Origin of the sequence: Janthinobacterium saanense (genome assembly GCF_014200675.1) — a bacterium.
Classification (GTDB): Bacteria; Pseudomonadota; Gammaproteobacteria; order Burkholderiales; family Burkholderiaceae_D; genus Janthinobacterium.
Window position 1 is genome coordinate 159,604 of record NZ_JACHCI010000010.1, and the last position, 20,661, is coordinate 180,264.

General features: G+C 45.7%; 17 protein-coding genes and 2 pseudogenes. 15 read left to right on the forward strand and 4 right to left on the reverse strand.

The genetic code is table 11. The features are described 5' to 3' along the window. Window positions 1-48 precede the first annotated feature (48 nt). The 15 genes and pseudogenes from HDE72_RS15350 (at window position 49) to HDE72_RS15420 (ending at window position 16,611) form a co-directional block, all read left to right on the forward strand. Window positions 49-1,965 (forward strand): polysaccharide biosynthesis/export family protein, encoded by a 1,917-nt coding sequence (locus HDE72_RS15350; protein ID WP_183742384.1) that lies wholly within the window; start codon window positions 49-51, stop codon window positions 1,963-1,965. A 99-nt stretch (window positions 1,966-2,064) separates the two neighbouring features. Next, a complete protein-coding gene (locus HDE72_RS15355) occupies window positions 2,065-3,285 on the forward strand; it encodes a GumC family protein (RefSeq protein WP_183742386.1) in 1,221 nt (406 codons plus the stop codon). A 66-nt stretch (window positions 3,286-3,351) separates the two neighbouring features. Beyond that, on the forward strand, window positions 3,352-4,128 hold the full coding sequence (gene rfbF, locus HDE72_RS15360) for a glucose-1-phosphate cytidylyltransferase (protein ID WP_183742388.1): 777 nt from the start codon (window positions 3,352-3,354) through the stop codon (window positions 4,126-4,128). 46 nt (window positions 4,129-4,174) lie between these two features. Next, window positions 4,175-5,419, forward strand: coding sequence for an oligosaccharide flippase family protein (locus tag HDE72_RS15365; protein WP_183742391.1), 1,245 nt, complete (start codon window positions 4,175-4,177; stop codon window positions 5,417-5,419). Between the two features lie 4 nt (window positions 5,420-5,423). Beyond that, the gene (gene rfbG, locus HDE72_RS15370) at window positions 5,424-6,524 is read left to right on the forward strand and encodes a CDP-glucose 4,6-dehydratase (RefSeq protein ID WP_183742393.1); all 1,101 of its coding nucleotides are present in this window, start codon (window positions 5,424-5,426) and stop codon (window positions 6,522-6,524) included. After that, window positions 6,512-6,943: a dTDP-4-dehydrorhamnose 3,5-epimerase gene (locus HDE72_RS15375; RefSeq protein WP_183742395.1), complete on the forward strand. Its 432-nt coding sequence runs from the start codon at window positions 6,512-6,514 to the stop codon at window positions 6,941-6,943. The genes rfbG and HDE72_RS15375 overlap by 13 nt, the downstream gene beginning before the upstream one ends. Further along, on the forward strand, window positions 6,943-7,821 hold the full coding sequence (locus HDE72_RS15380) for an SDR family oxidoreductase (protein WP_183742397.1): 879 nt from the start codon (window positions 6,943-6,945) through the stop codon (window positions 7,819-7,821). The genes HDE72_RS15375 and HDE72_RS15380 overlap by 1 nt, the downstream gene beginning before the upstream one ends. Further along, a complete protein-coding gene (locus tag HDE72_RS15385; RefSeq protein ID WP_221291283.1) occupies window positions 7,818-9,086 on the forward strand; it encodes a protoporphyrinogen/coproporphyrinogen oxidase in 1,269 nt (422 codons plus the stop codon). Before HDE72_RS15380 ends, HDE72_RS15385 begins: the two co-directional genes overlap by 4 nt. Then, window positions 9,083-10,045: a glycosyltransferase family 2 protein gene (locus tag HDE72_RS15390; RefSeq protein ID WP_183742399.1), complete on the forward strand. Its 963-nt coding sequence runs from the start codon at window positions 9,083-9,085 to the stop codon at window positions 10,043-10,045. Before HDE72_RS15385 ends, HDE72_RS15390 begins: the two co-directional genes overlap by 4 nt. A 49-nt stretch (window positions 10,046-10,094) precedes the next feature. Further along, complete coding sequence (locus tag HDE72_RS27985) at window positions 10,095-10,757, forward strand: DapH/DapD/GlmU-related protein (RefSeq protein WP_183742401.1); 663 nt, start codon at window positions 10,095-10,097, stop codon at window positions 10,755-10,757. Window positions 10,758-10,828: 71 nt separating this feature from the next. Then, a complete protein-coding gene (locus tag HDE72_RS15400) occupies window positions 10,829-12,064 on the forward strand; it encodes a glycosyltransferase family protein (protein ID WP_183742403.1) in 1,236 nt (411 codons plus the stop codon). A gap of 34 nt (window positions 12,065-12,098) precedes the next feature. Further along, a complete protein-coding gene (locus tag HDE72_RS15405; RefSeq protein ID WP_183742405.1) occupies window positions 12,099-13,088 on the forward strand; it encodes a glycosyltransferase family 4 protein in 990 nt (329 codons plus the stop codon). Window positions 13,089-13,171: 83 nt separating this feature from the next. After that, a pseudogene (locus HDE72_RS15410) lies at window positions 13,172-14,266 on the forward strand (glycosyltransferase family 4 protein); the annotation flags it as partial. Window positions 14,267-14,344: 78 nt separating this feature from the next. Further along, window positions 14,345-15,538 carry an O-antigen ligase family protein gene (locus tag HDE72_RS15415; protein ID WP_183742409.1) on the forward strand — a complete coding sequence of 398 codons (1,194 nt, stop codon included), beginning with the start codon at window positions 14,345-14,347 and terminating at the stop codon, window positions 15,536-15,538. Between the two features lie 47 nt (window positions 15,539-15,585). Continuing rightward, window positions 15,586-16,611: an acyltransferase family protein gene (locus HDE72_RS15420; protein WP_183742411.1), complete on the forward strand. Its 1,026-nt coding sequence runs from the start codon at window positions 15,586-15,588 to the stop codon at window positions 16,609-16,611. Between the two features lie 589 nt (window positions 16,612-17,200). On the opposite strand, the pseudogene rfbD reads toward HDE72_RS15420, so the two are convergent. From rfbD to rfbB, 4 genes and pseudogenes are all read right to left on the reverse strand, one after another. Continuing rightward, window positions 17,201-18,072 (reverse strand): annotated as a pseudogene (gene rfbD, locus HDE72_RS15425) (dTDP-4-dehydrorhamnose reductase). Between the two features lie 29 nt (window positions 18,073-18,101). After that, window positions 18,102-18,647 carry a dTDP-4-dehydrorhamnose 3,5-epimerase gene (gene rfbC, locus HDE72_RS15430; RefSeq protein ID WP_183742413.1) on the reverse strand — a complete coding sequence of 182 codons (546 nt, stop codon included), beginning with the start codon at window positions 18,645-18,647 and terminating at the stop codon, window positions 18,102-18,104. A gap of 23 nt (window positions 18,648-18,670) precedes the next feature. Beyond that, a complete protein-coding gene (rfbA, locus tag HDE72_RS15435; protein ID WP_183742415.1) occupies window positions 18,671-19,564 on the reverse strand; it encodes a glucose-1-phosphate thymidylyltransferase RfbA in 894 nt (297 codons plus the stop codon). Beyond that, a complete protein-coding gene (rfbB, locus tag HDE72_RS15440) occupies window positions 19,564-20,643 on the reverse strand; it encodes a dTDP-glucose 4,6-dehydratase (RefSeq protein ID WP_183742417.1) in 1,080 nt (359 codons plus the stop codon). The genes rfbA and rfbB overlap by 1 nt, the downstream gene beginning before the upstream one ends. Window positions 20,644-20,661 lie beyond the last annotated feature (18 nt).

The window sequence follows — 20,661 nt, forward strand, 5'->3', positions numbered from 1 at the left end:
TGGCGTGCCCTTCACTCATACAAATTCATTGATTCGGACAAAAACAGCATGAAAAAGCAATTCCGTACTTCCCCGGCTCTCGTGAAACACGTGATCTTCTCGGCGTGCCTGTTGGGCGCCGGTTCTTCCTTTGCAGTGGAGCAGGACTTTGGCGCGAATGACACCCCTCGCGCGGACTTGTCCCGGGCACAGGCAAGCGAACTGGGCGGCGGGAGCTTGCCCAGCATCCGTAGCGGCCGCAGTGAGCAGCGCCAGGCAAAACCTTTATCATCCAATGCCACCAGCAAACGTAGCGTTGCTGATGCTGATGCGCCCGTTGGCGCTTTCGAAGAGTATGTCGATGGTGTGACAGGTAAAAAACTGAGCATCTTCGGCAAGGATCTGTTCAGCGATGTGCCGTCCACCTTTGCTCCGCTTGATGGCGTGCAGGTGAATCAGGAATATGTGATCGGCACTGGCGACGAATTGCAGGTGCGCGGCTGGGGTATGGTCGATATCGACGTCAGCGCGACAGTTGACCGCAGCGGTGCAATTTTCATTCCCCGCGTCGGCTCCATCAAGGTCAGCGGCGTGCAGTACAAGGACTTGCAGGGCTATTTGAAGAAGGCGATCAGCAAAATCTACACCAACTTTGATCTGACTGCCAGCATCGCGCAAACGCGCGCGGTACAAGTGTATGTGGTTGGCCATGCGGTACGCCCTGGCACGTATACCCTCAATTCCATGAGTACCTTACTCAATGCCCTGTTTACTTCAGGTGGTCCAGACGCCACTGGTAGCATGCGCAGTATCCAGCTCAAGCGTGGCAAGGATACGGTGACCACGTTCGACCTGTATGACATGCTGGTAAAAGGCGACAAGAGCCGTGACATTACACTGCGTGACGGCGACGTGATCTACATCCCCGAAGTTGGCCCATTGGTAGCACTGACCGGCAGCGTGAAGCAGCCCGCCATTTTTGAATTGAAAGGCAAGGCCAGCCTGGCTGATGTGGTGAACTGGTCCGGGGGGTTTGATTCGGCAGCGGAAACCAAGCAGGTGATTGTTGAAAAGAGCGTAGACAATCAATATAAAACGGTGCTTGACCTGGTGGCCGATGGCGGTATTTCCAGCAGCAAATTGGCCGGTATCGCCGTCAATCCTACCGATATTCTGCGGGTATTTGCACCAGGTGCGGTACCCGTCCAGGCACAGATCCAGAATGAATACGTGCGCGTGGCCGGCGAGGCAAAACAAAGCGGTATTTTCTTGCTGAAAAAAGGCGAAACCCTGCGCGAGCTGATCGCGCGTGTCGGCGGCGCCAATGACAATGGCTACCTGTACGCCACCCAGTTGACGCGTGAATCTGTACGCCGTGCGCAGCAAATCAAATTAGATCAGGTGGCCGATCGTTTTGAGCGCGATCTGGATTCGAACGCGACTCAGCGCATGGCCGCCACCGGTGACAAAGACAGCGCGGCCAAAACCGCGGCTGAGGTGGAACAGCAGCGCCGCATCGTGCAAAAAATGCGGAATATCAAGGCAGAAGGCCGCATTGTGCTTGATTTGCCTGGCGTCGATACGCAAGTGAAAAACTTGCCTGATATACCGCTGCAAGATGGTGATTCCGTCCTGATTCCGCGCCGTCCGGGTACCGTCGATGTACTGGGTTCGGTCTTCCAGCAAAACGCCTTTGTTTACCGCCCACAGCGTACGGTCAACGATTATGTGCAGCAAGCTGGCGGTATTACCTCCACTGCTGACAAATCCGAAATGTATGTGATTCGTGCCGATGGCACAGCCCAGAGTGGACAAGGGACGGGTTGGTTCAGCGGTCTCGGTGGCACGGCATTGAATCCTGGTGATACGGTCGTAGTTCCTGAAAAAATTGAGCGTAGTACGTTTATGCAGAGTTTGAAAGATTGGACCGCGATTTTTTATCAGTTCGGTCTTGGCGCAGCGGGTCTAAAAGTGCTGAAGGATTAATGATCTGCTGACCGCTCAGGTAGGTTGATTGCGGCTGATAGAATACGAATAATCTTGGGGGCGTATCAAATATGATGGCTTACCACTTGAAAGAAAAAGATGTCTGAGGAATTGAAAATTAAAGGGCAGCCTTTGTCGGCAAGCGAAAGTAATGATGATATTCATTTATTGGACATCTTGACCGCACTTGCACGGCAAAAAAAAATATTATTCACAGTACCACTGATTGCGGGGGCTTTAGCAATTGCGGCTGCGTTTCTAATCAAGCCGACATTTTCATCAACGGCAGTATTACTCCCGCCACAGCAGCAAAGTTCCAGCGTGGCTGCCATGTTAGGACAGCTAGGTGGATTGGCCAGTGCTGCAGGCAGCCTGACAAGCTTAAAAAATCCAAATGATCTATATGTTGCCATGTTGCAGAGTCGGACCATTGCCGACCAACTGATCAAGCGTTTTGATTTGAAAAATCGTCTCAAGGCTGAAACACAGGACGACGCACGTAGTAAGTTGGCTGGAATTGTCTCGATAGCCAATGATAAGGCAGGCACCATCTCCGTATTGGTGGAAGACAAAGATCCAAAGTTTGCGGCAGAACTTGCTAATGCCTATGTCAGCGAATTGACAAACCTGACAAAGACGATGGCGATCAGCGATGCTGCGCAGCGCCGTCTTTTTTTTGAGAAACAGCTAGTTTCCGTCAAAGATGATTTGGCAAATGCTGAAATTGCATTGCGCAAGACCCAGGAAAATACGGGGATGCTGGAGCTTGAGGGACAGGTCAAGGGAATTATCAGCAATGTAGCGCAACTCGAAGGCACGATCGCGGCTAAAGAGGTTCAACTCAACGCAATGCGTAGTTTTGCCACGAATAATAATCCAGAATTACAACGTTTGCAGAGTGAAATTCAGGGCTATCGTACGCAACTTGAGAAATTGAAAAATGGGAAAAGTAGCAAGGATGGCGATTTAATGGTGCCGACAGGAAAAATTCCTGAGATTGGTGTTGAATATATTCGCAAGTTGCGTAACGTAAAGTATCAAGAAACTATTTTTGAATTGATGGCGAAGCAATATGAACTGGCAAAATTTGATGAGGCAAAAGAATCATCAACTATCCAGATACTGGATAATGCGGTTCCTGCAGAAAAAAAATCCAAGCCCAAGAAATTGATTATCATTCTGCTGGGATTCTTTGGTGGCGGAATGCTGGCATTATTCCTTGCTTTGATACGCGATGCTTATCAGAAATCTATCCGGGATGAGGAGAGTAAATATCGATGGGCTCTCTTGGCAGATACTTGGAAGAATAGAAATATTTGATTTATATTGATTGGCAAGCGTAATGTTGTGCAGTTTGTCAACTCAACTCGATGAGTAGGAAGAAAAATGAAAGCAGTTATTCTGGCAGGTGGACTGGGAACGCGTATTAGTGAGGAAACTTCTACAAAGCCAAAGCCGATGGTGGAAGTTGGGGGGAAACCTATTTTATGGCATATCATGAAATCGTATTCCGCTCATGGTGTGAATGATTTTGTCATATGCTGTGGTTACAAGGGTTATGTTATCAAAGAATATTTTGCCAACTATTTTCTGCATACTTCGGACGTCACTTTTGATATGCAGAATAACCAAATGGAAGTCCATGCACGTAATGCGGAACCATGGAAGGTGACGCTGGTCGATACCGGTGACGAAACCCTGACCGGTGGACGATTGAAGCGCGTCAAACAGTATGTGCAAGATGAGGAAAGTTTTTGTTTCACCTATGGTGACGGTGTGAGCGATGTCAATATTACAGAATTGATTGAGTTTCATAAGTCTCATGGCAAGTTGGCGACATTAACTGCCACTCAGCCACCGGGCCGTTTTGGCGCCATTAACTTCGATGGCGTCAAAGTGAATAGTTTCCAAGAAAAACCGCAAGGTGACGGTGCGTGGATCAATGGTGGTTTTTTTGTACTTTCGCCAAAGGCAATCGACTATATCGATGACGATACGACGACATGGGAAAAGAAGCCGATGGAGCAATTGGCGAAAGATGGTCAGTTGAATGCCTACTTTCATAAAGGTTTCTGGCAACCGATGGATACCCTGCGTGACAAAGTCCATCTGGAAGAATTGTGGCAAACGGGAAAAGCCCCATGGAAAATGGACTTGAAATAATTTTTTCTGGCAAAGTATCGCTGGAATTTTGTGATTAGAGTAAATTTTGCTTTTAAGAAATATATTCATACTCAGCCTGGTACACATTGTCAGGTTAGTTCTTCCTCTGCTGCTGATTCCTGTGCTGACAAAAAGAATCGCGGCAGATGACTTTGGTGTATACATGTACACCATATCTTTTGCAGCGTGGTTAGCGATTTTTATCGAGTATGGATTCAATATATCTTCGACGCGTGAAATCGCCTGTGCCAAGGATGAAGGACAAGTTACCTCGATTGTTGCCGGAACACAGGCTGCAAAACTATTGCTAGTAGTGGCCACGATTCCGTTTTTATTTTTCGCAGCTTACCTGATTCCAGTTTTTGATGGGCATATTTTTTGGGCTGTGGTTGCCTGGTTATTGGGCGTATTAACAGCTTTTTCTCCTATTTATTATTTTCAGGGCCGTGAAAAATTAAAAGTCGTCGGATATGCCGAAGTGCTGAGCGGTGCCATAATGCTCGGTGCTGTATATTTGATAATACATAGTAGTCAGGATTTTTATCTGCTGGCTCTTATTATCCTAGCGGCTCGCATGTTCAGTCTATCGATTCTGAACTGGAGAATGTATAGAGGAAAATATATAGGATTGAAAGACCTGTTTAATTTTGTAGAAGGCATTGATAAACTTAAAAGCGGATTTAATATTTTCATTTTTCAAGCGGCGGTCAGCCTCTACACATCGTTTAACGTAGTTTTTCTGGGATTCTTCTGTTCGCCGGTGCAAGTCGGTATTTATGCTTCTGCCGAGCGACTGATGAGGGCTGGTATTGGCTTCATGGGCCAATTTTCGAACGCGATATTTCCGAGATTGAATGCCATGAACGCTGATAATCCCTTAAAAATGGAAAAGCTGCGTACCAGGGTACTGATTGGTTTTTCGATACTTGGTGTGTGTGGGATGTTGTTGACGTGGATGATTGCACCCGTAATTGTGCATTATATGTTTGCAGAGCATGCAGCTGAAGTTCAGAAAATTATAGAAATTCTTGCATTAATTGTTCCTGCGATTGCTTTGAGCAATGTACTTGGTTTTCAGTATTTATTGGTGGATCGACGAGAAAAAGTTTTTAATGTCATTATTTCATGTGCCGCACTGATTAATGTCGTGATGGCTTATTTTTTGATAAAGAATTATCAGATCAAAGGAATGGCAATATCGTGGATAACCATAGAGTGGTTGATCACTATCGTTATCGGAGTGACGGTCTTTACCTTGTCGCGCAATAGAAATTTAATTACAACAGGTTGAAATTATGTTCGGTGATATTTATAACGGAAAAAAAGTGTTGGTAACCGGGCATACCGGCTTCAAAGGTACATGGCTTTCAACCTGGTTGTTGAAAATGGGAGCCAATGTAGGCGGTTTTTCTGATTGCATTCCTACCCAACCATCTATTTTTGAAGAAACCGGCTTGGCTGAGAAAATAGAACATCATTTCGGCGATATCCGGAATCTGGATGCGGTTAAAGCTGTCATTGAGCAGTTCAAGCCTGATTTTATATTTCATCTGGCAGCACAACCTATTGTTTCTGTCTCTTATAGTCATCCTATCGATACCATTACTACGAATGTGATCGGTACTGCGAATGTTCTGGAAGCGTTGCGTTTGCTCAATCCGGACTGCGTTGCGGTCATGATCACTTCTGATAAATGCTACGAAAACGTCGAATGGCTTTGGGGGTATAAGGAAACCGATCACTTGGGCGGCCGCGATATTTATAGTGGTTCCAAAGGTGCAGCGGAAGTCATTATCCACTCCTACTATTATTCCTTCTTCAAAAATGCCGATTGCAAGGTGAAGCTGGCGACTGGCCGTGCCGGTAATGTGATCGGTGGCGGAGACTGGGCCAAAGATCGCATTGTCGTCGATTGCATGCGCAATTGGTCTGAAGGCAAGACCGTTGAAATCCGCAGTCCATCTGCCACGCGACCATGGCAACACGTGCTTGAGCCATTGAGTGGCTATTTGACACTGGGCGCCGCTTTGTATGCCAACGGTGATCTCGCCGGTGAGTCCTTTAACTTTGGTCCCCGTTCTGAACAGAGCCGTACTGTACTTGAATTGTTAAGCGATTTGAGCAAACACTGGAACTTTACCAAGGCGGAAAGTGCATATAGCGTAACGGGTAACATCCCGTTTCATGAGGCGGGCTTGCTGAAGCTAAATTGCGACAAGGCTCTGTTCGAATTGCGTTGGGAAGCCAACCTCGGCTATGACGATTGTGTGCGCCTGGTAAGTGACTGGTACTACCAGTATTACAAGGAGTCGGCCGATATGTATGCATTGACGATGGCGCAGATTGAAGAGTACGAGAACAAGGCAAGTCAGCGGGGACTGGTATGGACCAAGTGAATACGGGAGCAGTCCCCTATCTGACGCCGCTCAAGCAGATATTTCATCCCAAAGGTGATGTTTTTCATGCAATTAAAGCATCTGATGAAGGTTTTGCAGGTTTCGGCGAGGCCTATTTCACGACCGTCCATCATGGTGTCATCAAGGGATGGAAACGCCATTCGCGCATGCAAATGAATCTGGTGGTTCCCGTGGGTTCCGTATGCTTTTACGTGCATGATGAGGCGAGCGGCAAGACCACCCGGTTTGTGCTGGGGGCAGAAAATTATGCGCGCTTGACCGTACCTGCTGGTTACTGGATGGCTTTTCAAGGAATGGGAGCTGACCTTAATCTTGTGTGCAATCTTGCGAGCATCGAGCATGACCCGGAAGAAGCGCGCAACGCCCCTCTGGAAACCTACCCGCTGGAAACTATTTAATGAAAATTTTGCTGACTGGCGCCACCGGCCTGCTGGGAAGCGCCATTGTCGAAGCTGCACACCAGCGCAGTCTGGTCTGTAACGCCTTGCCACGTCCTTCCCTCTCTTTGCATACCTTGTCTGCGCTGGCAAACGCCCTGCAGGGCTATGATGTGTTGATACATGCTGCTGCGAATACCAATGTCGAGCAATGTGAAGTTGCTCCCGACGACTGTTATCGTGACAATTTTTTGCTGACAGAATTGATTGCGATTGCGGCTGCCATTGCAAAAGTGAAGATGGTATTTATCTCAAGTACCGGTATTTATGGTGAAGGACAGGAAATACCATATCGTGAATATGATAGCGTGCATCCACCAACCCATCATCACCGAAGCAAAATGATGGCCGAACAGGCTGTCATCAGCCAGAATCCGTGCAACCTGGTTATACGCACAGGCTGGTTATTCGGTGGTGCTGCGGCCAATCCAAAGAATTTTGTCGCACGTCGTATCGATGAAGCGCGAGAGGCCATGAAAGCCAAGGGATACATTGAATCCAATACCGAGCAGCGGGGTGTACCTTGTTTCAATCAGGATATTGCGACACGCATACTGAACCTGACCAGCGCAAACTGGAGCGGTGTATTTAATTGCGTCAATACCGGTAGCGCGTCGCGTTTTGAGTATGTCAGAGCTGTTATCGAGCTTGCTGGTTTGCCGCTGGAAGTCAGGCCATCGAATGCAGCCGCCTTCCAACGCAAGGCAAAGGTGTCGAACAACGAGATGGCCGTCAATTGGAAAATGGATACATTAGGTCTGCCAGAGATGCCCGCATGGCGGACTAGCCTCGAGCACTACATCAAGAATGCCCTGCTGGCTGAAGGAGTGCAACAATGAGCATTGAAATGATTGATACCGTCATTCTTGGTGCCGGCGTCGCCGGTCTGGGAGCCGCCTTGAAAGCGCGTGAACTAGGACGCCAGGCAGTGATTTTCGAGGCGCGCCGCGCCACAGGTGGCTTGCTGGATAATTTCACGATCGATGGCTTCCGTTTCGACCATGCGGTGCATCTGAGCTTTGCGACCGAGGAAAAAGTCAGACATATTTTTGATCAGACGCCTTACCATACGCACCCTGCCGAATCGTTCTGTTTTGACCAGGACCGTTGGTTGAAACATCCAATCCAGAATAATCTGTCCCCACTGCCGGCAGCAGACAAGGTCCAATTGATTAAGTCCTTCCTGTCTCGGCCTGAGCATCAGGAGGAGGACAATTACGAAAGCTGGTTAAGGCATCAGTATGGGGATGGCATCGCACAGCGCTATCCGATACGCTACACGCAAAAATACTGGGCGACGCCGGCAAAAGAGTTGTCGACGAGCTGGATCGGCAACCGTATGCGTCGCGCCGAACTCGATGAAATACTGTATGGCGCTTTTTCTGCCGAGACGCCCAATACGTATTACACCAAAGAAATGCGTTATCCCAAAATCGGTGGTTATAAGGCATTTATTCAGCCGCTGATCGATGCTGCCGAGATTCGCCTTGAACATCGGGCCGTCCGTGTTGATCTGCATCAGAAAACCATCACTTTTGCCAATGGCACGCAGGTGAGATACCGGCAGTTGGTCAGCAGCTTGCCTCTGCCTGTCATGGCAAACATTCTGCTGAACACACCGCAAGATGTGCTCGATGCAGCCGGCCGGCTCAAAGCGACGTCGATTGATCTGATTTCGGTAGCGTTCAACAAATCCCTGATCAAGGATTTGTGGTTCTACATTTACGATGAAGATATCCTGGCAAGCAGGGCATATTCACCCTCGGCCAAGGCAGCGGAAAACGCTCCAGATGGTTGCAGTTCACTGCAGTTCGAAATCTATAACCGGGGTACATCTTCGCGCTTTGATACGCAGCAATTGAAGGACAATACGCTCCATGCCTTGAAAAAGATGGGGATTGCCGACGAGCAAGACATTATTTTCATGGACCATCGTTTTCTTGAGTATGGAAATGTTATTTTCGACAAGAATATGGAAAAAGATAGAAAAACAGTGCTTGCATGGCTGGAGCAAGGCAGTATTGCAAGCTGTGGCCGGTTTGGTGAATGGGATTACTTGTGGAGTAATCAGTCGTTGTTGAGTGGATATGAGGCATTGAAATGAAATTGAGTATATGTATCCCGACATACAACCGTTCCGCCTACCTGAAGCGGTTTTTGGAAAAACTGTATGCTGAAATAGATAAGTTCTCCCTGCAAAAGCAGGTGGAAGTGATTGTTTCGGATAATTCATCGGCTGACGATACGCCAGAGATCGTACAGAGCTTTGTAAAAAAAGGTCTGATTTATAGCCGAAATGAAAATAATATCGGGCCAGATGCGAATTTCCTGAAGTTGTTTGAAATGAGCACGGGGGAATATATCTGGTTACCTGGTGATGATGACTTGTTTGCAGACGACTTTTTGCCCTATCTTCTCCAAACGGCAGAAAAAGAAAAATTTGATTATTTTTATTTACGAACAGTAGGTGAGCCCGCTTCGCCAGGCCGAAGAAGTTATGTTGCTGTTAGCAATACGGAATTATTTTCGCGTACTACAATTTTTACCACATTCATGACGTCGCAGGTAATTCGTTCGAAGCTGGTCAAACCTTATATTACTGAAGCCAGGAAGTACCTTGGTGGCTTCATGGCTTACTATTTTATTTTTGCCAAGGCTTTGGAGGAATCGAAAATTTGTCTCATCAGCGATCAAAAAGAAATATTCATGACGGTGGAAAATACCGGGGGGTATAGCTTCTACAAGGTATGGGGTGATGCTGTCTTTACTTCGCTGTATGATACCGGTTTTGTAAATGATCGGAAATTAATTTCCAGATTCAGAATGGATATGTTTGTCATTTTGATCTTGTCAGTTACCTATAATCTGCGCAAAGGCGGTAGCAGTAATAAATTTACTGCTGGAAATGGAGAATTCAATATTCGCAAATTTTTCGGTATGGGATTATATCCGCTGATTTTCAGGGTCTATGAAAAGGCTCCTCTTTTTCCTCTCGGCCTGTTACATTTTTTTATACGCGGACTCAATAAATCAAGAAGAATTTTCTTGAAGGCTGTTTGCTGATATTTTATTTTTACTGGTCGATTAATGTTTGATTTTATGAGTATTTAATGTGGGAATTTTTTTTAATAGAAGCAAAGATCGAATAAATTCGGCTTTTTGCAGGGAAGGCTTTAACCTGTTTGCAGTGGTCTACTCCGGTTTGAAAATCAAGATTCGCCGCTTTTATTACAAAAAACTATTTGGTTGGGATGTCAGGTCCATCTTGGGACCCGCCTATATTCGTGGCAAGTCGCATATTACGATAGGCCAGAACTTCAGCTGCAGGACTAATTTATGGCTGGAGGCGGTGACTACTTTTAATCAGCAGAATTTTTCCCCCAGAATTAATATAGGAAATAACGTTGGCGCTAGCGATTTTTTGCATATTGCGGCAACAAATTCCATTCGAATTGGTAATAATGTGCTGATTGGTAGCAAAGTACTGATCACTGATCATTTACATGGCGATTATCGCGGCCTCCATCCATCGAGTCCGGAGATCTCTCCACACGATCGTCCTCTTTCCAGTGACTTGGCAGTTACCATCGAAGATAATGTATTGATTGGTGATAATGTTAGCGTCTTGCCTGGAGTAAACATTGGTTTTGGTGCTGTCATTGGAGCAAATTCCGTAGTGACATCTGATATTCCTGCATGGACAATTGCTGCAGGGGTACCTGCCAAAGTATTGAAAAAATTTGACAGCATTGAAAAAAAATGGATGACTGTCTGATTCACTTTCTTGAAGTATATTTCATATGTACGTATGAAAATGTAAAAAATTAGAACTGGATTGTAAATAAAATGACTGAATTGAATTTAACTAAAACCAGCCAGCTTGACACTTTTGCTGCTTGTACAATTGTATCGAAAAATTATTTTTCTTATGCTTTGACGCTCAGGTCCAGTTTTCTGAAAAATAATCCTGGTGGAGATTTTTATATTCTTATAGTCGATGCCAAGGATCCTGCCTTCAAGGCGGACGATGGATGTAATATCGTTTGGGTGGAAGACCTTGATATTCCCAATTTTACGTCGTATGCCATGCGTTACGATATTCTGGAACTGAATACCAATGTCAAGCCGACTTTCCTTCTTTCTTTATTGAAAAAATATCAAAAAGTTACCTATATCGATCCTGATATCAAGGTTTACCGCTCGTTGGATATTATATTCAATCGTTTGAGTGATTATTCCATTGTCTTAACTCCACATATTGTCAGTCCGATGATGGATGATATGAAACCAGGTGAAGTAGACTTCCTTATTAATGGACAGTTCAACTTGGGTTTCATTGGAGTCAGCAATACCGAGAGTGCTATAAAAATGCTTGAATGGTGGCAGGCGCGTTGCCTGGAGCAAGGCTATAATGAGCCTTCCCAAGGAATTTTCGTCGACCAAAAATGGATCAATCTGGTTCCATGCATTTTTTCCGGTGTTTATATTGAAAAATCTTTTGGCTGTAACATGGCCTACTGGAATTTGCATGAACGAATGCTTGGGAAAAATAAAGAGGAGTGGCTAGTTAATAAAGATGAACCTCTATATTTTTTTCATTTTAGCGGATTGCTGTTAAATGATGAAAATGATATTTCAAAATATCAGAACCGGTTCAATCTGATTCAACGCCCAGACCTGAAAGAAATTTTTTCTGCCTACCGCCAGGAATTACGTGATAACGGCCACTTGAATTATCAGATTATAAAATATGGTTTTTCTACATTTGATGACGGAAAATTAATTTCTTCTATTGCCCGCCGTTTGTATACAATTGAGGAATACCCAGTCAATAGCATAAGTCCATTTTCTGTTGGCAGCAAGTTTTATGAATTTTGCCAAAGAAATAACTTATTTTCCACGCCAGGTGGTGCCAAATCATATAACACCTACAATACCAATCATAATGATGTGCGTCTTAAAATAATTCGTGGTGGTATGAAGCTGGCATATCGCCTGCTTGGTGTGGATAAATACCCATTATTGTTGAAGTATATGATTTACATCGCCTCTGTACGCAATCAGCGCAACATTTTCAAGTAAATATTTTGAATAGCCGTAATAGGGCCGTGCAGTAATGAAAATATACATAGATGAGCGTTGGATCGGTGAGCATGGCATTGGACGCTTTGCTAACGTTCTAGCGAGCAAGATTAATTTTACGGCAATGAATATGGTGGGATCGCCCTCTTCCCCATTGGATGCGCTACGTTTTTTTTTTCGTACGCTAGGTTTTTCTAAGAAAGATCTTGTTTTTAGTCCGGGATATAATGCGCCTGTTTTTATCCGCTGTCCCTTCGTATTTACCATTCACGATCTGAATCATATCGACCGTAATGAAAATAGCAGTTTCTTGAAACGGCTTTATTACAAATGGATCATGCGCAGGGCATGCCGTCATGCGCAAGCAGTACTGACGGTATCCGAATTTTCGAAGCGCCGCATTGTGGATTGGTCGGGGATCCCTGCCGAGCGGGTCATCAATGTTGGAAATGGTGTGGGCGAGGAGTACGCCCCGTCGGCTTCTGCATACAAGCCTGGCTATCCTTATGTGCTGAGCGTCAGCAATCGGAAAGCGCACAAAAACGAGCCACGCCTGATCGAAGCCTTTTCACAGGCCAATATTTCCGATGACGTGAGATTGCTGTTCACAGGAGAGCCGACACCAGCAGTGCTGGAGACGATTCAACAATATAAGCTGCAGGGACGCGTGACCTTTGTCGGACGTGTTGCCGAAGCTGATCTTCCTGGCTTATATCGTGGTGCCTTGGCTCTGGCCTTTCCATCGCTGTACGAGGGGTTTGGCCTGCCAGTTATCGAAGCCATGGCCTGTGGTTGTCCGGTCTTGACATCCAGCACAACTTCGCTGCCTGAGGTGGCGGGCGATGCCGCTGTGCTCGTAGATCCAACGTCAGTGAAGGCCATTGCCGAGGGGATTAGTTCCATTTGTGGCGATGAACTCCTACGTGTTGAAATGATACGTAAAGGCTATCTGCAAGCTGCCAGATTTTCATGGGATGAAGTCGTTCGCAAAGCCGATATTGCACTTTCTCGTGCGTGTGTCTGAATATCAGCGTGTGGCCGTCGCCTCGCGCTGCATTTAAATATAATCCCGCACTTAGTCGGGAGAAATGATATAAAAAAATGAAGAAAATTGCGTTAATGCACGAATGGTATACCACCCTGGCAGGGTCAGAAAAAGTGATGGAGCAATTGGCCAGAATGTATACACAGGCCGATCTGTTTGCTGTTTACGCCGATCCTGACTTTGTGCAAAAAACCGATTTCCTGCGTAATCGAAAGCTGACAACCACATTCATTCAAGATTTACCGCGTGCATCTAAATCTTTTCGTAGCTACTTGCCGCTGATGCCGCTTGCAGTGGAGCAGTTAGATCTGTCTCCTTATGATTTGGTGATTTCGAGCAATCATGCAGTAGCGAAGGGGGTTCTTACCGGGCCTGATCAACTGCACATCAGTTATGTACACTCGCCCATTCGGTATGCCTGGGATTTGCAGCATCAATATTTGCGTGAGTCCGGATTGAACCGCGGTTTCAAGGGCTGGCTTGCGAAGTGGCTGCTGCATAAAATGCGCATATGGGATACCCGCACGGCAAATGGTGTCGATCATTTTGTTGCGAATTCTAAATTTATTGCTCGCCGTATCAAGAAGGTATATGGTCGCGATGCGGATGTGATTTATCCACCAGTCAATATTAACGATTTTTCTTTGGTGGAGAAAAAAGAAGAATTCTACCTTACTGCTTCACGTCTGGTACCTTACAAAAAAATGGACTTGATTGTTGAAGCATTTTCACATATGCCCGAAAAACGCTTAATTGTCATTGGCGATGGTCCTGATATGCAGAAGATTAAAGCCAAAGCCGGAAAAAATATCGAAATGATGGGATACCAACCATTTTCTGTTCTGAAAGATATGATGCAACGGGCACAGGCCTTTGTATTTGCTGCAGAGGAAGACTTTGGCATTACTCCGGTCGAGGCTCAAGCATGTGGCACTCCCGTGATTGCGTTTGGTAAAGGCGGCGTTTTAGAAACCGTAATTGACACAGGTGATTTGCCGACTGGTGTATTTTTTCAGGAGCAAACGATTTCTTCCCTGTGCGAGGCGGTGACCCGTTTTGAAAAAGACAAAGAAAAATTTATCCCTAAAAATTGCCGGAATAATGCTGAAAGATTTTGTGCAAAACGATTCAATATTGAATTTTCTAATTATGTTGAAAATAAATGGCGTATTTTTTCTGATTCGATGAAATAATATACTGTCATTGTATGAAACTATTATGGCGATATTGAAATAATGCAAAATAAAACAAACCACCTCCCTGTCCTGTTTTTAATGGGATTGCTGCTTGCTTCTAGTGATTTGGCAAATATAGGCATGGGCGCACTCAAGATAAAGCTCTCATATATCGGATTTTTCGCATATTTCATTATTTTTGCATATAACTATGGTTTTAAATTTAACTGGAAAAATGCATGCGTTTCAATAATATTGCTGATTTTATTTTTACCATCATTAATTTTTTCATATAATATTTCTACCAGTATAGTTTTTCTTGTTGGTACAATAATGTGTGTTGTTGTCATGCTGACTTTTGCAAGAATGACGGCAAAGCTAGGATTGCTGATCATACCATTACTTGTTGGGTTTTATCGATTTTCAGTACTATTAAGTGTGGTGTTGGTATTGGTTGGATTGCAAGATCGGGCGCATTTTTTATTGTATGAACCATCTTATTATGCAATCTTTCTTATTCCGTATTACTGTATTGTCTTTTACCGACTTTTTCATACTGGTTGGAAATCAGCGCTTTTCGATATTTCATTAATATTAATAGCAATTATTTTTTCACAATCCGTGTCAATGGTATTGTGGTCACTATTTTGCTTCTTGAGTTTATATTTCACATCTGGAAAAGTGAAATTTTTACATGTTATTGCTATTTCTTTGTCGTTCCTGATTTCTATCGCCGTGATTGCCAGTTTTCACGAACGAACTGCGGCAATTGTGTTGTCTTTTTTTGAATTAATCAAGGATCCATCCAAATATATTAATTTATTTGTTTTAATTGGTGGAAATAGGCTGCAGCGCGTATTTATTGCATATGATGCTTTTCTCATGCACCCTGTTGTCGGTATCGGTATCGGTGCCTTGAAAGAATATTCGACAGCGCATTTTTCCATGAATAGCTTTGACTTTAATGGTATTTCTGCTTCGGACTTTTCCACGGAGATGAATGCAACTAATATTTTCATGGAACTAATGGCAGAAGCTGGAGTCGTAGGGCTTGTCGGTTTTTTGGTGGTTCTTGTTTTTGTGGCCAGGAAAAAATCGGATATAGGCATATTTTCTGCCCTGAAGATAGCATTTATTGTCACCATGATTTCTCTGCTCATTGAATCCAGTTATTTACGACCTTATGTATGGGCTTTATATGGTGTGATAATTGGATTCAGTTCGGTGAAAGAAAAAAGTTTAAATAAATTTTAATGCCCTTGAGGTATATTCGAATCTTAAAATCAATAATAATACTAAAAATGAATTCTATAAAAAATAACCGATTAAAAAATATTGATGCCCTGAGAGGGATCTGCGTTTTACTTGTTTTTTTTACACATTTGTCAATTACGTCATGGTTTGTCGGGAGAGTTGGTGTTGCTGCTTTCTTTTTGGTGAGCGGATATGTTATTCCATTCAGTTTGCAGGAGGCGAAGGGAGCCAGATCTGTTATCTATTTCTGGGTCAAGCGATTTTTCAGGTTGTGGCCGGCATATTGGTTATCAATTATTATTGCTATTATTCTCATGACTCCAATAGCTTCAGAAATTAGCATTAAAGGAATACTGTTAAATATAACAATGTTGCAGGGTTTCTTTGGTGTTGAGAATGTTATTCCTGTGTATTGGACGCTGCAAATTGAATTATGTTTTTATTTTTTAATTTGTATGTTGTTGTTTTTTGGGTATTCGAAAAACGAAAAATATTGCACGGCTTTTATTGTATTTTTTATTGTTGTTTATTTTTCTATGGCGTTGTCGCGCTACTATATGGGAATTAAATTTCCTGTAGCGATTCCTATTGCGATGGGACTGATGTTTTTTAGCGCGATTTGCCGAATTCGTAGAATAAATGGACAGGAACTACCTATCTTCCTTGGCGCACTGTTATTAATTTCTCTTGTTCCCACATGTCTATTTGCTTATGCTGACATTACTAAGCCTGGTGAAGGTGGTGCATATTATATAGTTGCCTACTTTTTGGCATTTTTCATTTTTATATTTTTTGAGAAAATAAAAAAAGTTCCAGAAGTTTTAGTATTTTTAGGAAGCATAAGCTATTCATTTTATCTGCTTCATGAATTGGTTATATTTTTCGTCAGGAAATATTTCTTAGAAATGACCGCTCCTTTGGAATTCTTTGGTGTTTTACTAATTACTATTTTTGTTTCATGGCTTTCTTTCTTTTTTATTGAAAATCCGGCTCAAAGTTTTGGTAGAAAAATATTAAATTCCTTGAAGAATAGATATCCGGTTATTTTGGGGGGAAATTATACGCAGCTGTAGCCGTAAAATTGATCTGATTTTCACAATGTATCAATATTAAAAATATTGTGATTCTTGAGAATTATTTTTTTTGTGATAAAGTTATCTATTTTTACGTATTGATATGCTTTATTGTTATGAATTTTATGCGTGGGGCCGACTATCCGAGAATACTTCATTGATAATGAACGGAAGATGCGATTTATAATAGTTAATTAATCGGATTTCACTGCCACGGACTTAAGCGTTAATTGCTATTGGATACAGCGATGTGCGGAGAGGTGGTTATTTATTGGAAACCAATGACTGATATTTTGCCATGAAAATGCACGTTGCCCAGGATGTTAGCCCGGATTTGCTAAACGTCATTGTTTGTAAGACTGGAAATGTTGCTGATGTAAAGCGAACTTAGGTGCTGCTGCGGGATAAGGGAAGTGGTGCGCTTGTTGACTTGGCTATTGAGGATGTTAAATCAGCTAAAAACGCCATCGTTTAACTGTTCATCATTTAACTCTTCGCGAGAAAAGTGGATTGATCAGTCGCTGCCTGGCATTTTCTCAAGCGGAACAAGATTCTCTTTTTATACTTGTCATATACTTAGTAAGCCAAGTCAAACTTGACATAGTTTTAAGGCGTCCTGCCACTGTGGTAGTTCACAAAAGTGTCCATCGGGCGTCGTGACGATAGTACGGAATTGCTTGGCCATTTTGCCGGCAGTGGATAATCTCGTGCCGGAATTGGCTTCAACAGTGCCTTCTTGGCGATCAATGGATGGGCCATGATCGCATCGGTGAAGTCAAACCGGCTGGTCGTTCTTTGTGCCATCAAATGATACAAGCCGGAACGCTCTTCCCACCATGTCCGCTGATCCGTTGCAGCCAGGCTTTGTGCAACGATATGTGCGGTGGTGTCAGCGATGGTACGGCTCCATGTCGGCGCGCCATATTGGTCTGAGACAATACTCAGCTCTTCGCGTTCATTGGCCAGGTGGAGCATTGTCAGCAGGAAATTCTTGCCATGTGTGCTATAAACCGAGCTGGTACGCAAGATCAGATGCGGGATGCCTGCCGCCGCGATCGCCTGTTCACCGGACAGCTTGCTGCTGCCATAGACGTTGACAGGGCAAGTCGGATCGGATTCAGTGTAGGAACCATCTTTCGAACCATCGAACACATAGCCTGTGCTGTAATGAATCAGAGCGGCACCTAGCTTTTTGGCTTCTTCGGCCATTACGGCTGGCGCCTCACCATTGATGCGCAGTGCTAACTCTGGCTCGCTTTCTGCCTTGTCGACAGCTGTGTAGGCCGCCGGGTTGATGATCAACGTGGGTTTGATATGACGGATTACGTCATGTACCTGGTTCAGGTTAGCCAGGTTCATCTGGCTGCGGTCAACGGCAATGATTTCCCCCAGACCCTGCAGGCTACGCTCAAGTTCGTAGCCGACCTGGCCGGTTTTTCTTGTAATGAGAACGCGGCTCACGGAATTGCCTTGTCAAGATTGATGTGGGGTCAGGCGAAGACCTCGGCGTTGGCCAGCAGAGTGCCTATTTTATCCTTGCCAGAAAGCAGTGGTTCGCCGTCCAGAGGCCAATCGATGCCGATCGCAGGATCGTTCCAAAGAATGCTGCGTTCAAATTCAGGTGCCCAGTAGTCGGTTGTTTTGTACAGGAACTCTGCGCTGTCGCTGATGACGACGAAGCCGTGAGCAAAGCCTTCCGGTATCCACAACTGGCGTTTATTTGCAGCTGACAACGTCACGCCGACCCAGTGGCCGAACGTGGGCGAGCTTTTGCGCAGGTCGACTGCGACGTCGAACACCTCGCCGGCAGTAACGCGCACCAGTTTCCCCTGTGCTTGCTGGATCTGGTAGTGCAAGCCGCGCAATACACCTTTGGCAGACTTCGAGTGATTGTCCTGGACGAAGTCGCGCGTGACGCCAGTCAGCTCGGAAAAGCGTTTCTGGTTAAAGCTTTCGTAGAAGAATCCCCGGTCATCGCCAAACACGGTAGGTTCGATGATCAGGACGTCAGGTATGGTGGTGCTTTGAATTTGCATGATTTGATATGAGCCTTTCAGGCTTAATATATTCTTTCTTCGAGCAGACGCAGCAGGTACTGACCATAGGCATTTTTCTTCAATGGCTGGGCCAACTGCTCCAATTTGGCGGCGTCAATATAACCTTTGCGATAAGCGATTTCCTCTGGGCAGGCGACTTTTAATCCCTGGCGGTTTTCGATGGTAGCGATGAATTGGCCCGCTTCCAGCAAGGATTCATGCGTGCCCGTATCGAGCCATGCCATGCCGCGGCCCATCAATTCTACATTCAGTTCGCCGCGCTCCAGGTAGACCCGATTGACATCGGTAATTTCCAGCTCGCCGCGTGGCGACGGAGCGATGCCAGCGGCAATATCGCATACCTGGCTGTCATAGAAATACAGGCCAGTGACGGCGTAGTTCGATTTTGGCTTGAGCGGCTTTTCTTCAATGCTGATAGCACGGCGTTGATCATCAAAGTCGACCACGCCGTAACGTTCGGGGTCATGTACGTGATAGGCAAAAACGGTGGAGCCGCTGGTGCGCCCCGACGCTACGCGTAATTGCTTTTCAAAGTCGTGGCCGTAATAAATATTGTCACCCAGGATTAATGCCGATGGCGCATTACCGACAAATTCTCGGCCGATGATGAAAGCCTGGGCTAGACCATCGGGTGTGGGTTGTACGGCGTAGCTGAGCTTGATGCCCCACTGGCTGCCATCGCCCAGCAATTCCTGGAAGCGCGGCGTATCTTGTGGGGTGGAAATGATCAGGATATCGCGTATGCCAGCCAGCATCAGGGTGGTCAGCGGATAATAAATCATCGGCTTGTCATACACTGGCAGCAATTGCTTTGATACCGCCATGGTGACGGGATACAGGCGCGTGCCTGAACCGCCGGCCAGGATGATGCCTTTGCGTTCGATAGCGCTGCTCATCAGATAGTTTCCTTTGCCGTATCGCGCGCCGCGTAATTGGTTTCCACCCATCTTAGATAGCCACCCGATTGCACATCGCGTACCCAGGCCTGGTTGTCCAGATACCACTTTACCGTCTTGCGGATGCCGGTCTGGAACGTTTCGGCCGGCTTCCAGCCCAGTTCGCGCTCGATCTTGCCCGCATCGATGGCATAGCGGCGATCATGGCCAGGGCGATCCTGCACATAGGTGATCTGTTCGCGGTAGCTGCCGGATGCTTTCGGGGCGAGCGTATCGAGGATATCGCACAGTGTATGGACAACTTCCAGGTTGGCCATTTCATTCCAGCCCCCCACGTTGTATACCTCGCCCAGGCGTCCCGCTTCCAGCACGCGGCGGATTGCCGAGCAATGGTCGCCCACATACAGCCAGTCGCGCACTTGCAAACCATCGCCATAGATAGGCAAGGGCTTGCCGGCACGTGCATTGCTGATAATGAGGGGAATCAGTTTTTCCGGGAAATGGAAAGAGCCGTAATTGTTTGAGCAATTTGTCGTCAGCACCGGCATGCCATAGGTGTGGAAGTAGGCGCGCACCAGATGGTCGGACGCCGCTTTCGATGCCGAGTATGGGCTGTTTGGCGCATACGGTGTTGTTTCTGTGAACGGAGGATCTTGCGGCCCTAAGGTGCCATACACTTCGTCGGTCGAAACATGCAGAAAGCGGAAACCATCCTTGGCCGCGCCCGTTAGGCCAGTCCAATAGGCACGCGTCGCTTCAAGCAGGCTGAAGGTGCCGTTGACATTGGTCGAAATGAACTCGCCAGGACTGTGGATCGAGCGGTCGACATGGCTTTCAGCAGCAAAGTGCAGGATGGCGCGCGGCTGGTGCTCTGCCAACAGGCGCGAAACCAGGGCCGTGTCGCCAATATCACCGCGGACGAAAATATGCCGCGGATCTTGCTCCAGGCTGGCCAGATTGCTGAGATTGCCGGCGTAGGTCAGCTTGTCAAGGTTGATGACTGGCTCATCATGCAGTGCCAGCCAGTCGCGTACGAAATTGGAACCGATGAAGCCAGCGCCGCCAGTAACTAAAATCATGTTCTTATCCTTGTATTG